This is a genomic window from Planomicrobium soli (genome assembly GCF_003014655.1).
In the GTDB taxonomy this organism is placed as follows: domain Bacteria; phylum Bacillota; class Bacilli; order Bacillales_A; family Planococcaceae; genus Planococcus; species Planococcus soli_B.
Genome location: NZ_PYAT01000003.1, coordinates 232535 through 246800, shown reverse-complemented (window position 1 = coordinate 246800; position 14266 = coordinate 232535). Strand labels below are relative to the sequence as shown.

The window sequence follows — 14266 nt, the reverse complement described above, 5'->3', positions numbered from 1 at the left end:
TATGCTGAGGGAATTGGACATTCGCAATTTTGCGATCATTGATGCATTGACTGTCAGTTTCACTGAAGGGCTGACTGTCTTGACCGGAGAAACGGGTGCCGGTAAATCGATTATTATTGATGCGGTCCACTTATTGGCCGGTGGACGCGGCAGCCAGGAATTTATCCGCCACGGTGCCAAAAAAGCTGAAATCGAAGGCTTGTTTTCGCTCGACAACGAAGAACATCCTGTTTTCCGCAAAATGGAGGAATTCGGCATTCCGGCAAGTGATGGGGACATTGTACTGCGGCGAGAGCTGAATGACAAAGGAAAGAACGTCTGCCGGATCAATGGCAAGCTGGTGACAATCTCTATCTTGCGTGAAGTCGGAGGCGTCTTGATCGACATCCATGGCCAGCACGAAACCCAGGAATTGATGGATGAAAAACAGCATCTGCATTTATTGGATCAGTTTGCCGGTGGAAGTTTGGGGAAAGCGCGGGAAAGTTACGCGCATACTTACGAAAAATATAGCCGCTTGCGGCGAGAATTTGCTTCATACAATGAAAACGAGCAGCAAATCGCGCAACGCATTGATTTACTGACTTTTCAGCTGCGGGAAATCGGCGCGGCTGAACTTGTCGCGGGCGAAGAGGAAGAATTGGTGACGGAGCGTAAAAAGCTGCAGAATTTCAACAAGATCTATGAATCTGTGTCTGCGGCACATGAAGCGATCCAGGGCGAATCGAAAGGGCTTGATTGGGTGGGTTCAGCGATGTCCGAACTTGAACATGCCGCATCGGTCGATGAGCAGTTTACAAGCCATTCCGAAACACTGTCCGGCGCTTTTTACCAGATACAAGATGTTTCACAGGAAATAAAGCGCATTATCGACGATATGGAGTTCGATCCCGAACGGCTGAATGAAATCGAGCAGCGTTTGGCGTTGATTCAGTCGCTGAAACGAAAATATGGCGCTTCTGTCGAGGATATTCTGATCTACCAAGAAACGCAGGCGGACGAACTGGACAAATTGATGAACCGCGACAAGCGCCTTCAACTTGACCAGGAAAAACTAAAAGAGTTGACCGAAGATCTCCGCGTTGAAGCGGAGGAATTGACGATGCTCCGGAAGAAGGCTGCCAAAAAGTTAAGCGGAGCCATTATGGAGCAATTGCAGGAACTCCATATGGGCAAAGCGTCGTTTGAAGTGAACTTTGATGTGCTGCCGAACAACAAGTTCGACCGCAACGGACGGGATGCCATTTCATTCTATATATCAACCAACTTGGGCGAGCCTTTAAAACCGTTGACAAAAGTCGCTTCGGGCGGGGAACTGTCCCGGATGATGCTGGCACTGAAAACCATTTTTTCAAAACACCAGGGCGTTACATCGCTTATTTTTGATGAAGTTGATACAGGGGTCAGCGGCCGTGTAGCACAGGCAATTGCCGAGAAAATTGCGGCGATTTCGGTTCATTCCCAGGTGCTGTGCATTTCCCATCTGCCTCAAGTGGCAGCCATGGCTGACCAGCATTTGTTTATCGAAAAAAGGATTGAGAACCAGAGAACCATCACCACCGTCACAGAATTAGGCGGACAGGAACGCACCGAAGAAATGAGCCGGATGTTGTCGGGAGCAGAAATAACGGATCTGACGCTGCAGCATGCGGAAGAGTTACTGACGCTCGCGCACGACCGGAAACTCACGATGAGGTAATTTAGCAAGAAATAGTCATCAGGGGGAGAAGTTGATGGACAAAATAAAAATTGCAATTGCAGATGATAATCGCGAATTGGTAAGCCTCATGAGCGATTATTTGGGAAGCCAACCAAATATGGAAGTGGTGGCAATTGCATATAATGGCAAGATGTGCATCAATATGTTGAAAGAACACCAGGTTGACGTTTTGCTGCTTGATGTCATCATGCCTTATTTGGATGGCATTGCTGTCCTTGATGCCATAAAAGAAAACGAAAATCTCAAAAACATTTCTGTCATCATGCTGTCCGCCTTTGGACAAGAAGCGATCATGAGCCAAGCGGCGGAATACGGCGCTTCCTATTTCATCATGAAACCTTTTGAAGCAGAGCGGCTTGCGATGCAGATCAATCATATAATGCAGAATCAGGAAACCGTATCAGATCCAAAAGCCGAGAAAAAGCTGCGGGATGAGCAAATCAATAATTTCATCAAGGAAATCGGCATTCCACCGCATTTGAATGGCTATGCTTATTTGAAAGAAGCCATCTCGTTAGTATTGGATGAACCGGAAATGTTGAACAAAGTGACGAAATCCCTGTATCCGGGAGTTGCTGAAAAGTTCGATACGACACCGCCGCGTGTAGAACGGTCAATCCGCAACGCCATCGAAATAGCCTGGAACAACAATGAAATCGAGCAGCTTTCGAAAATATTCGGGTACAACGAAGAGCATTTGGAAACGAAACCTCCGAATTCCCAGTTTATTGCCATGGTGGCCGAAAGTTTGAAATTCGACTAGAACGAACGCCTGAAACCTTCCATTTAACTTTATTGATAATTTCTTAAACGAGCTTAGTAAACAATTTTGTTTACTAAGCTCGTTTAATTTGAATAAATTCTATTAAAAAGTTAACTTGTAATAATTTACATAAGGAAAAATTTAATAGAAACCCTTCAGCTCTCCAACAGATGGTATCGGCAAATTGGTTAAAAATATTCATTGCTGGTATTGATGTTCAGGAGCATAATGAAAAAAACTTGGTTGCTGTATGGAGTTTTAATGGGGATGTTCCATTGATTGTTCTTTTCCGTCTATCAGAATTACTTTTAGAAGGAGGAAGTTTAAGTGAACAAAACAATTGGCTATTTTCTTGTTGGAGTTCCGCTGTTCCTAGGGTCTTGTGGTACGGAAGCACAGCCAGCAGAAGAGAGTATGGACGCGGTCGAACAGGAAATGGAAGAAGGGCCGGATGTTGAAGCGCAAGCAGGCGAAAAGAACGGTGCCGCAGATGCACCCGAAGCCAGGAGCGGTGAAGCGTCGCCTCTTTTAGCAAAAGGCGAGAAAACAAGCTTTGCATTTAATAAGGCCGGGGAGTTCCCGATCCACTGCGAGCCGCATCCGGACATGCAGATGACGGTCATAGTAGAAGAAGGGGCTGACATTTCAGGAGAGGGAGCCGTGGAAATCGCCGGCTTTGCTTTTGCAGAAAAATCATTGACTATAGCACCAGGAACTGTAATAACTTGGACGAACCAGGATGATGTAAAACATAATGTGGCATTCGATTAAAGAAGATTTCTTGCTACAGGAAAGAGTGAAATAAAAAGAGTTTCCGCATCATAGCGGAAACTCTTTTTATTTTTGAAATCTTTTTTGTACGTTGCCTTTTTTGCGGTCCCGGTTGAGCAGGAAACCGGCAAAAAAACCGATGCCCAGAATAACAAAAATGGTGCCAAGCGTAAATTGCAGCCATAGTGCAGGAAAAGGTTCCAGCAGTTTATTGAACAATGTATCGCGCATAAGCTTTATACCGTAAGCAGCCAAAATGGCAGGAATAAGCAAGACTATAAATGCTAAAAGACGTCCCATGTTTCCACTCCTTCTTTATCTATTGTTCCCAATTCCAATATAGTTGTCAAGAATTCCATCCTGCGGTACGCTAATAAGAGTGCTGCAAGATTTTGCATGCTATGGAGCGGAAGGTGTGAATAAATTTGCAAAATGTATTGATTGTGGGTGGAGGTACCGGAGGATCTGCTATTTTACAGGTGCTTTTAGAATCAGATTTTCTTCATGTCCATGGGGTGGTTGATTTAAATTTGCATGCTCCTGCGGTTCAGACTGCTGAAGCGTTAGGAATCCATACTGCCGATTCTTTTCAAAGTTTTGATAAGGATGTTGTGGATATCGTTTTTAATGCGACCGGCAGTGATGCTGTACAGCAGGATCTGCAGCTGCACTTTTTGAAAAAGACGGTCATCATTCCAGGAAGCATTGCCAATGTGCTCGTCAACTTATTGAACGAAAAAGAGCACTTTATTACAAGATTAAGCGAAGAAAGCCATAAACAGAAAATCATTTTCAATTCTATAGAAGAAGGCATGATCGGCATTGATAAAAACAGCCGAGTCATTTTCATGAACAAGAGCGCAGCTCGCATGGTCGAAGTCGATATCGCTTCATCCTTGGGACTACACATCCACGAATTGATCACGATGAGCGAACTTCCCCGCATTTACGAGACCGGCAGGACGGAACTCAACAAAGAACTGCAATTGCAGAATGGTTCGAAGATCGTGACTTCCAGATTTCCGATGATTGACGAACATGGAGAAATTATTGGGGCTTTCGCGGTGTTCAAAGATATAACGGAAGTCGTGGCGCTAGCTGAAGAAATTACGGACCTGAAGGAAGTGCAGACGATGCTCCAGGCCATCATCCAATCAAGCGACGATGCCATCTCAGTCGTTGATGAAAAGGGGAATGGATTGATCGTTAACCCGGCCTATACCCGTATAACAGGGCTGCAGACAGAAGATGTGATCGGGCAGCCGGCATCGGCGGATATATCCGAAGGGGAGAGTATGCATTTTAAAGCACTGAAAACCCGAAAACCGGTCCGAGGCGTTGAAATGAAGGTCGGTCCTGCAAACCGGGAAGTGATAGTCAACGTTGCGCCGATCATTGTCGATAACAAATTGAAAGGCAGTGTTGGCGTTATCCATGACACGACCGAAATCCGGTCCTTAATGAAAGAGTTGGATCGGGCCCGCAGCATCATCCGGACGCTCGAATCGAAATATACGTTTGATGATATTGTCGGAAATTCTTCTGAAATGCAACTGTCGCTCCAGCAGGCAAAGCTTGCTGCCCAAACATTGGTCACCGTTCTTTTGCGCGGAGAGTCAGGCACAGGGAAAGAGCTGTTTGCCCATGCCATCCATAGCGCCAGCGACCGGAAATTCAACAAGTTCGTGCGTGTCAACTGCGCTGCTTTATCTGAAGATATATTGGAAAGCGAGCTTTTCGGTTACGAGGAAGGGGCAGTTCCTTTTGTCAAGAGCGGGGAAAAGCGCGGGCTTTTTGAAGAGGCGAATAACGGCAGTATTTTCTTGGACGAAATCGGTGAGCTTTCGCCCGCCATTCAAAGCAAATTGCTGCGCGTTCTGCAGGAACACGAAACGCTTCGCATCGGTGGAACAAAGCCGGTCCCAGTCAACGTTCGTGTGATTGCCTCGACCAACGCCAATATGGAAAAAGCTTTGCTTGATGGGTCATTCAGGGAAGATCTTTATTACCGCCTGAACCGCATGCCGATTTTAATACCGCCGCTACGCAGCCGAAAACAAGACATTCCGAACATCGCCGAGCGCTTATTGGTCAAGCTCAATCAGGAATATGGCCGGAAAGTCGAGTCGATTACCGATAAGGCGCTGCAGCTATTGCGCGTCTATGATTGGCCGGGCAATGTCCGGGAATTGGAAAATGTCATCAGCCGGTCCATGATCTTCATGCAGATGCATGAACATGTATTGACCGAGGAGCATATACCGCTCAACATGCTGCGGGCGGCAGAAGCGAAAAACGAAGTGGTTGTCGAAGCATCTGTTCCGTTGCAGGAACAATTGGATACGGTAGAGCGTGCAATATTGCATCATGCTCTCACGCAATTTAAAGGCAATAAATCCAAAACAGCCAAACAACTTGAAATATCATTGCGCACATTGTATTACAAGTTAGAAAAATATGGATTGAACTGATGGTTTTGCAATCTATTGCACGGTTTTGCAATTATTTGCAAAGTATAAGGGTGAAAAAGCGAAATAAAACGCTTACAAACCTTATATCATCACGTTTTATCTGTTTTAATTAAAAGGAATGAGGTGACACAATATGACCACATTATCCAAACTGATAGAGAGCATTTCGGAAAACGAAGAAAATTCCGTTGCAGTCGCTGCTGCTGCTGACCATGAAGTTTTAGAATCGGTCAGTTTGGCGCTTGAACGGAATCTCGCAAGTTTTAAGTTGTATGATGATGAGTTGAAATTGAAAGAAATGATCCAAAGCGACTTTCCGCATTTGGACAGGCATCCGAAGATTCAGCTTTATCATGTTAAAAACGCGGTGCAAGCTGCACAAGAAGCCGTTAAGTCAGTTTACATAAATGAGTCCAATGTGCTGATGAAAGGCCATATATCAACAGCTGTTTTACTGAAAGCTGTTTTAAATCCTGATTTTGGACTGCGGACGGGAAGTGTTTTATCCCATGTAGCAGCATTTGAAATCCAGGGATTCGATCGGTTGATTTTTGTTACGGACGCAGGGATGAATATTACTCCGGACCTTCAGCAGAAAGCCCAAATCATCCAAAACGCCGTACAAATTGCACGTTCTGTTGGCGTCGATCTGCCGATCGTGGCTCCACTTGCTGCGGTTGAAGTGGTCAATCCGAATATGCAAGCGACGCTCGATGCTGCTGCTTTGACTGCAATGAACAGGCGGGGGCAAATTACCGATTGCATCGTAGACGGCCCATTGGCATTAGACAACGCCGTTTCCTTGGAAGCAGCGGGCCATAAAGGAATACAAGGAGACACCGCCGGAAGAGCCGACATTCTTCTTGTTCCCAATATTGAATCAGGCAACATTTTGTACAAATCATTGGTTTACTTTTCTAATGCGAAAGTGGGCGGGGTAATTGCAGGCGCAAAAGCGCCGATCGTTTTAACTTCCCGCGCAGACAGTGCCGAAAGCAAGTTGTTTTCGCTCGCTCTAGCAATCTGTTCATCAACAATTTCATGAGACCCCTAGGAGGAATTGACAATGGAAATTTTCAAAAAGATGGAAGAACACGATTACGAGCAATTGATTTTTTGCCAAGATAAAAATTCTGGCTTGAAAGCGATCATCTGCATCCATGATACAACGCTCGGACCAGCACTTGGCGGGACGCGCATGTGGAATTACGCAACTGAAGAAGAAGCGATTGAAGACGCTATCCGCCTTGGCCGCGGAATGACTTATAAAAACGCAGCTGCTGGACTTAATCTTGGCGGTGGTAAAACCGTCATCATCGGTGACCCATTGAAAGATAAAAACGAAGAAATGTTCCGTGCGTTCGGGCGTTTTATCCAAGGTTTGAATGGCCGCTATATTACAGCTGAAGATGTGGGCACTACTGTTGCCGATATGGACCTGATCCGCGAAGAGACGGATTTCGTGACAGGCGTATCGCCGGCTTTCGGTTCATCAGGCAACCCTTCTCCTGTAACGGCATATGGCGTATATACAGGAATGAAAGCTGCTGCTCTTGAAGCGTTCGGCGACGATTCGCTAGAAGGCAAAACCGTAGCGGTGCAAGGTGTCGGAAACGTGGCATACACCCTTTGCAAACACCTTCATGAAGAAGGGGCAAAACTGATTGTAACAGACATCAATAAAGAATCTGTCCAGCGTGCAGTCAACGACTTTGGCGCAACTGCGGTAGAGCCGAATGACATCTACTCACAAGAAGCAGACATTTTCGCACCGTGTGCAATGGGCGCCATCATCAACGATGAAACCATCCCGCAGCTAAAAGTGAAACTGGTGGCAGGTGCTGCAAACAACCAGCTGAAAGAAGCCCGCCACGGTGACGAACTGGAAGCGCGCGGCATTGTCTATACTCCTGATTTCGTAATCAATTCCGGCGGTGTTATCAATGTTGCCGATGAGCTTTACGGTTATAACCAAGAACGCGCGATGAAACGTGTTGAGACGATCTACGACAGCATTTCAAAAATCTTTGAAATCTCAAAACGCGATAACGTTCCTAGCTATATTGCTGCTGACCGCATGGCGGAAGAACGCATCGAGCGTGTCCGTAAATCCCGCAGCCAGTTTTTGCGCAATGAACACAATATTCTTAGCAGACGCTAAAAAAAGAACGGAGGGGCCGCTGTGCAAGAACAGCTGTATCGCGTACTAGTCATCAATCCTGGTTCGACTTCGACTAAGATCGGCGTTTTTGACAACGATGTCCTAATTATGGAAAAGACCATCCGGCATTCATCCCAAGCGATTGCCGGCTTTTCTTCTATCATCGATCAATACGCTTTTCGCAAACAGACAATACTGGAAGCGCTGGACGAAGAAGGCATGAACGTTTCCAATCTTTCCGCGGTATGCGGAAGGGGCGGATTGCTTCGCCCGATCGAAGGCGGAACCTATTCAGTAAATGAAACAATGCTTGAAGATTTGCGGAGGGGTTATTCAGGCCAGCATGCATCAAATCTCGGCGGAATTATTGCCTTTGAGATTGCAAGCGGGCTTAATATCCCATCGTTTATCGTGGACCCGGTAGTGGTCGATGAACTTGATCCCATTGCCAGAGTATCCGGTTTTTCATTGATCAGCCGCAAGTCGATTTTCCATGCATTAAACCAAAAAGCGGTCGCAAGGCGTTACGCCATGGACAAAGGCCGCAAATATAACGAATTAAATCTAATAGTCACTCATATGGGCGGTGGCATTACGGTCGGCGCCCATTCCGGGGGCCGCGTGATCGAGGTCAATAACGGCCTTCACGGAGATGGGCCGTTCAGTCCTGAACGTGCCGGAACCGTTCCGGCTGGCGACTTAGTGGAGCTGTGTTTCTCAGGGCAGTATTACCGCCATGAAATCATGAAAAAACTGGTCGGACAAGGCGGATTGGTCGGATATTTGGGTACGAATGACGCCGTTACTGTAGAAAAACGTATCCAAAAAGGCGACAAAGAAGCCGAACTTATATATGAAGCGATGGCGTACCAAGTAGCACGGGAGATCGGTTCTGCAAGCGCCGTTTTACGCGGCAATGTCGATGCCATCATCTTGACGGGCGGCTTAGCCTATGGAAAAGGGTTTGTTGAATCGATCACGGAGCGTGTCAATTGGATCGCTGATGTAGCCGTCTACCCTGGCGAAAACGAGCTTCAGGCCTTGGCCGAAGGGGCAGTCCGTGTTTTGAAAGGCGAAGAAAACGCAAAAATCTATCCGTTAGGATAAAAAGGTAAAGGGAGGCCGTTTTAATGGCTCAGAATTACGATGTAGTCATACTTGGAGGCGGAACAGGCGGTTACGTAGCTGCCATCCGTTCCGCCCAGCTTGGCTTGAAAACAGCGATTGTTGAAAAAGGTAATCTCGGCGGAACGTGCCTGCATAAAGGGTGCATTCCAAGCAAAGCATTGCTTAGAAGCGCAGAAGTTTATTCCACGACGAAAAACCATGCAGCGGATTTCGGTGTTCAAACCGGAGAAGTTTCGCTTGATTTTTCCCGTGTCCAACAACGCAAACAAGGCATTGTCGACCAATTGCATGCCGGTGTTCAAGGATTAATGAAGAAAGGCAAAATCGATGTTTACGAAGGCATCGGCCGCATTCTCGGCCCTTCCATCTTTTCTCCGAATGCCGGAACGGTATCTGTCGAAATGAACAACGGGGAAGAAAACGAAATGTTGATTCCGAACAACGTCATCATTGCAACCGGTTCTCGTCCGCGGACCCTTCCCGGCTTAACGATTGATGGTAAATTTGTTATGAGTTCGGATGAAGCTTTGTTAATGGAAGAACTGCCCCAATCTATATTGATTGTTGGCGGCGGTGTGATCGGGATTGAATGGGCGTCAATGCTTAACGATTTCGGCGTAGACGTAACGGTCATCGAGTATGCAGACCGCATCATTCCGACAGAAGACAAAGACGTATCAAAAGAAATGCTGAAATTGATGACAAAAAAAGGCATCAAATTCGCAGTCGGCGCAAAAGTGGTAGCGGATACACTTGTTACAGGTGAAGATGGCGTAACGATCCAAGCAGAAATCAAAGGCGAAATGGAAACATTTGCTGCAGAGAAAATGCTGGTTTCTGTTGGCCGCCAAGCAAACGTAGAGAATATCGGTCTTGAAAATACGGATATCATTGTAGAAAAAGGTTTTATTAAAGTTAAGGAATCGTTCCAGACGAAAGAATCCCATATATATGCGATCGGCGATGTTATCGGTGGGCTGCAGCTTGCCCATGTTGCTTCTCATGAAGGCATTACGGCTGTTGAACATATTAAAGGAAACAACCCGCACCCGATCAATTACGATTTGGTATCCCGCTGCATTTATTCCAATCCGGAAGCGGCAAGCGTCGGGATAACGGAAGATCAGGCAAAAGAACAAGGCTTTAACGTTAAAGTGGGTAAATTTTCGTTTAAGGCAATCGGAAAAGCGCTGGTTTATGGCGAATCCGACGGTTTTGTGAAAATTGTCGCAAACAAAGACACGAACGATATTTTAGGCGTTCATATGATCGGTCCCCATGTTACCGATATGATTTCAGAAGCGGGCCTTGCCATGGTTCTGGATGCTACTCCGTGGGAAATCGCCGATACCATCCACCCGCACCCTACATTGTCAGAAATCATGGGCGAAGCGGCGTTGGCTGTTGACGGCAAAGCGATTCACAGTTGAAGGAGGAATTCTAATGGTTTCAAAACACGAAGAAGTCGGCTTATCGAGTGATGATTTGCTGAAAATGTATGAAACAATGCTGACAGCCCGCCGCGTCGATGAGCGCATGTGGCTGTTGAACCGGGCGGGGAAAATTCCGTTCGTCATATCTTGCCAGGGGCAGGAAGCAGCTCAAGTAGGAGCGGCTTTTGCGCTTGATAACCAAAAAGACTATATCGCACCTTATTACCGCGATCTTGGTGTGGTGCTGCATTTCGGCATGACGCCAAAAGAATTGATGTTATCCGCTTTCGCGAAAGCAGAAGACCCGAACTCCGGTGGCCGCCAAATGCCAGGGCATTTTGGCCAGAAGAAAAACCGCATCTTGACCGGTTCATCGCCTGTTACGACCCAATTGCCTCATGCAGTAGGCGTTGCGCTAGCCGGCAAAATGAAAAAAGAAGACTTTATCACGTTCACTACGCTTGGCGAAGGATCTTCCAACCAAGGTGATTTCCACGAAGGTTTGAACTTTGCTGGCGTCCATAAGTTGCCGATCATCACAATGGTTGAAAACAACAAATACGCAATTTCTGTTCCATATGACCGTCAAGTAGCTAGTAAGAATGTCTCTGACCGCGCAGCTGGATACGGCATGCCGGGCGTGACAATCGACGGCACTGATCCGATTGAAGTGTACAAGCACGTCAAAGAAGCTGCCGACCGCGCACGCCGCGGCGAAGGCCCGAGCTTGATTGAGACAGTGTCAGAACGCATGACGGCCCATTCATCCGACGATGATCATCGCCAGTACCGTTCAGCTGACGAATTGGCTGCTCAAAAAGAAAAAGATCCGATCCTTTTATTCGGCGCTTACTTGAAAGAAAACCGCATCATGGATGATGAACTAGAGGCCGATATCAATAAACGGATTATGGCAATTGTCAACGAAGCGACTGATTACGCAGAAAATGCCCCGTATGCGGAACCGGAACACGCTTTAAAATACGTTTACGCAGAACAAGGAGGTAACGAATAATGGCAGTTATGTCTTATATTGATGCCATCACGCTTGCCATGAAAGAAGAAATGGAACGAGATGACAACGTTTTTGTCGTAGGCGAAGATGTTGGTAAAAAAGGCGGTGTCTTCAAAGCGACTCAAGGCCTCTATGACCAATTCGGCGAAGACCGCGTAGTTGATGCACCGCTTGCTGAATCTGCGATTGCGGGTGTGGCCATCGGTGCTGCAATGTACGGCATGCGTCCGATTGCTGAATTCCAATTTGCGGATTTCATCATGCCGGCAGTAAACCAGATCATTTCGGAAGCATCACGCATCCGTTATCGCTCAAACAACGACTGGTCTTGTCCGATCGTTTTTCGTGCGCCATTTGGCGGCGGCGTCCACGGTGCACTTTACCACTCTCAATCAGTTGAAGCGGTATTTGCGAACCAGCCTGGACTTAAAATCGTTATCCCTTCAACACCTTACGATGCAAAAGGTTTGTTGAAAGCAGCGATCCGCGATGAAGATCCGGTCATGTTTTTCGAGCACAAACGTGCTTACCGTTTAATCAAAGGCGAAGTGCCGGAAGACGATTATACAATTGAAATCGGCAAAGCTGATGTTAAGCGTGAAGGTGACGACATCACGGTCATCACTTACGGCCTAGCGGTGCACTTTGCGCTTCAAGCGGCAGAGCGCCTGGCTGAAGACGGCATTTCCGCGCACGTTCTTGATCTTCGCACAATTTATCCATTGGATAAAGAAGGCATCATCGAAGCAGCGAAGAAAACCGGCAAAGTATTGCTCGTAACAGAAGACAACAAAGAAGGAAGCATCATCGGCGAAGTGGCAGCGATCATCGCAGAAAACTGCCTGTTCGATCTTGACGCTCCGATCAAACGCTTAGCTGGCCCGGATGTTCCGGCAATGGCATACGCACCAACAATGGAAAAATACTTTATGATCAACCCGGATAAAGTTGAAAAAGCGATGCGGGAATTGGCGGAGTTTTAATTAATTCTGTTGTTGATATTCCGCAAAACAGCTGCGAAGCTATTGGCCGTGATCTGCAAGGCCAATAGCTTTGCGACGAGCTTGCGCAGGAGCACCTGTTTTAAAAGCCGCGGGCTCGCGCCAAGCCTCCTCGTCGCTTTACGACTGCGGGGTCTCGGCTGTCTCGCTTTCCCGCAGGAAAGACGTTGGCCGAAGCAGCGCAGCGATGCAGGCGCACACGGTTTTCTCCGCTGTTTTGCTCCATATTTTTATAAAAACAGCGAATCAACACTAAATGCTCATTATTTTGTAATATTTTTAGCGCCGGCGCGTCCGTGGGCTAGGCGAAACTATGAGACGGACGTTCTTTCCGGCTCATGGCGAAAGCCAGGCCCAAAGCGGCCGAAGCGGCGTAAGAACGCTATTTTCCTTTGAACTACTATTAAAATGCAAAAAAGGAGGAATCCCTTTGGCTATTGAAAACATAAAAATGCCTCAGCTTGGTGAAAGTGTGACAGAAGGAACCATTGAAAAATGGCTCGTCCAGCCAGGTGACCACGTCAATAAGTACGATCCTTTGGCGGAAGTCAACACAGATAAAGTAACGGCGGAAGTTCCTTCTTCGTTTACAGGCATCGTTAAGGAATTGATCGCTTCTGAAGGAGAAACATTGGCTGTAGGGGAAATCGTCTGTACGATCGAAACCGAAGGCGGCGATTCTGCTCCTGCTGAAGACAACAAGCCGGCCGAAGCAGGAAAAGAAAACGTCATGCCGGCTGCAGATACGGAAGTAACCAAGGGCCTTACAGGCACCAAAGGTTCTTCACAGCCTGCGCGTCCGGTAGGCTCAAAAGCCCGTTACTCACCGGCTGTTCTGCGTTTGGCTCAAGATAACGACATCGATTTGACGCAAGTGACAGGTTCCGGCAACGAAGGCCGCATCACACGCAAAGATTTGATGGCGATTATCGAAAGCGGCAACATCCCGAAAGCGGGAGACGCTCCTGTTGAACAAGCGGAACCTGTTGCTGAACAAGCGGAAGCTCCAAAACCACAAGCTCCGGCTGCAGCGGCGCCTGCTCCAAAATCAGCGCCGATCGAAAGCGCACCGGGAGATATTGAAATTCCGGTAACCGGCGTTCGCCGCGCGATCGCTGCGAACATGCTGAAGAGCAAGCATGAAGCGCCGCATGCATGGATGATGATTGAAGTGGACGTGACGGATCTTGTTGCATACCGCGATTCGATCAAAGGCGAATTCAAGAAAAAAGAAGGATTCAACATTACGTATTTCGCGTTTTTCGTAAAAGCGATCTCCCAGGCATTAAAAGAATTCCCGATGATGAATTCGATGTGGGCTGGAGATAAAATCATCCAGAAAAAAGACATTAACATTTCCATCGCTGTCGCGTCTGACAATGCTTTATTCGTACCGGTTATCCGAAATTCCGATGAAAAATCCATTAAAGGCATCGGCCGCGATATCAACGATTTGGCATTGAAAGCCCGTAATGGCAAATTAGGTTCAGCCGATATGCAAGGCGGCACATTTACCGTCAACAACACCGGCTCGTTCGGTTCTGTCCAGTCAATGGGCATCATCAATCATCCGCAAGCGGCAATCGTCCAAGTGGAATCGATCGTCAAACGCCCGGTAATCATGAACAACGGCATGATTGCTGCCCGGGATATGGTCAACTTATGCCTGTCTTTGGATCACCGTGTGCTTGATGGTCTTGTCTGCGGCCAATTCTTGGCGCGAGTAAAAGCGATTTTGGAGAACATGTCCAAAGAAAACACCTCCGTTTATTAACGGCATTGGCGAAAAGCTTGGGGTCCTAG

At 47.2% G+C, this 14266-nt stretch carries 12 protein-coding genes; 11 read left to right on the top strand and 1 reads right to left on the bottom strand.

The features are described from left to right. Position 1 precedes the first annotated feature (1 nt). The 3 genes from recN (at position 2) to B0H99_RS05440 (ending at position 3254) form a co-directional block, all read left to right on the top strand. Positions 2 to 1699 carry a DNA repair protein RecN gene (recN, locus tag B0H99_RS05450; protein WP_106532626.1) on the top strand — a complete coding sequence of 566 codons (1698 nt, stop codon included), beginning with the start codon at positions 2 to 4 and terminating at the stop codon, positions 1697 to 1699. 34 nt (positions 1700 to 1733) lie between these two features. Further along, the gene (gene spo0A, locus B0H99_RS05445; RefSeq protein ID WP_106532625.1) at positions 1734 to 2483 is read left to right on the top strand and encodes a sporulation transcription factor Spo0A; all 750 of its coding nucleotides are present in this window, start codon (positions 1734 to 1736) and stop codon (positions 2481 to 2483) included. 327 nt (positions 2484 to 2810) lie between these two features. Next, positions 2811 to 3254 carry a plastocyanin/azurin family copper-binding protein gene (locus B0H99_RS05440; protein ID WP_245894409.1) on the top strand — a complete coding sequence of 148 codons (444 nt, stop codon included), beginning with the start codon at positions 2811 to 2813 and terminating at the stop codon, positions 3252 to 3254. A 66-nt stretch (positions 3255 to 3320) separates the two neighbouring features. Here B0H99_RS05440 and B0H99_RS05435 read toward each other — a convergent pair whose 3' ends face one another. Next, positions 3321 to 3554, bottom strand: coding sequence for a DUF2627 domain-containing protein (locus B0H99_RS05435; RefSeq protein ID WP_106532624.1), 234 nt, complete (start codon positions 3552 to 3554; stop codon positions 3321 to 3323). A gap of 125 nt (positions 3555 to 3679) precedes the next feature. Between B0H99_RS05435 and B0H99_RS05430 the strand changes: the two genes are divergently transcribed. From B0H99_RS05430 to B0H99_RS05395, 8 genes are all read left to right on the top strand, one after another. Continuing rightward, positions 3680 to 5725 (top strand): sigma 54-interacting transcriptional regulator, encoded by a 2046-nt coding sequence (locus tag B0H99_RS05430; protein WP_106532623.1) that lies wholly within the window; start codon positions 3680 to 3682, stop codon positions 5723 to 5725. A 133-nt stretch (positions 5726 to 5858) separates the two neighbouring features. Then, positions 5859 to 6770 (top strand): phosphate butyryltransferase, encoded by a 912-nt coding sequence (gene yqiS / locus B0H99_RS05425; protein ID WP_106532622.1) that lies wholly within the window; start codon positions 5859 to 5861, stop codon positions 6768 to 6770. A 21-nt stretch (positions 6771 to 6791) separates the two neighbouring features. Then, positions 6792 to 7886 (top strand): Leu/Phe/Val dehydrogenase, encoded by a 1095-nt coding sequence (locus tag B0H99_RS05420; RefSeq protein ID WP_106532621.1) that lies wholly within the window; start codon positions 6792 to 6794, stop codon positions 7884 to 7886. 21 nt (positions 7887 to 7907) lie between these two features. Then, positions 7908 to 8993 (top strand): butyrate kinase, encoded by a 1086-nt coding sequence (buk, locus tag B0H99_RS05415; protein WP_106532620.1) that lies wholly within the window; start codon positions 7908 to 7910, stop codon positions 8991 to 8993. A 23-nt stretch (positions 8994 to 9016) separates the two neighbouring features. Continuing rightward, complete coding sequence (gene lpdA, locus B0H99_RS05410; RefSeq protein WP_106532619.1) at positions 9017 to 10444, top strand: dihydrolipoyl dehydrogenase; 1428 nt, start codon at positions 9017 to 9019, stop codon at positions 10442 to 10444. A 13-nt stretch (positions 10445 to 10457) separates the two neighbouring features. Further along, positions 10458 to 11462, top strand: a complete 1005-nt coding sequence (locus B0H99_RS05405) for a thiamine pyrophosphate-dependent dehydrogenase E1 component subunit alpha (protein ID WP_106532618.1) — start codon at positions 10458 to 10460, stop codon at positions 11460 to 11462. Continuing rightward, on the top strand, positions 11462 to 12445 hold the full coding sequence (locus B0H99_RS05400; protein ID WP_106532617.1) for an alpha-ketoacid dehydrogenase subunit beta: 984 nt from the start codon (positions 11462 to 11464) through the stop codon (positions 12443 to 12445). Before B0H99_RS05405 ends, B0H99_RS05400 begins: the two co-directional genes overlap by 1 nt. A gap of 448 nt (positions 12446 to 12893) precedes the next feature. Next, positions 12894 to 14237, top strand: a complete 1344-nt coding sequence (locus B0H99_RS05395; protein ID WP_106532761.1) for a dihydrolipoamide acetyltransferase family protein — start codon at positions 12894 to 12896, stop codon at positions 14235 to 14237. Positions 14238 to 14266 lie beyond the last annotated feature (29 nt).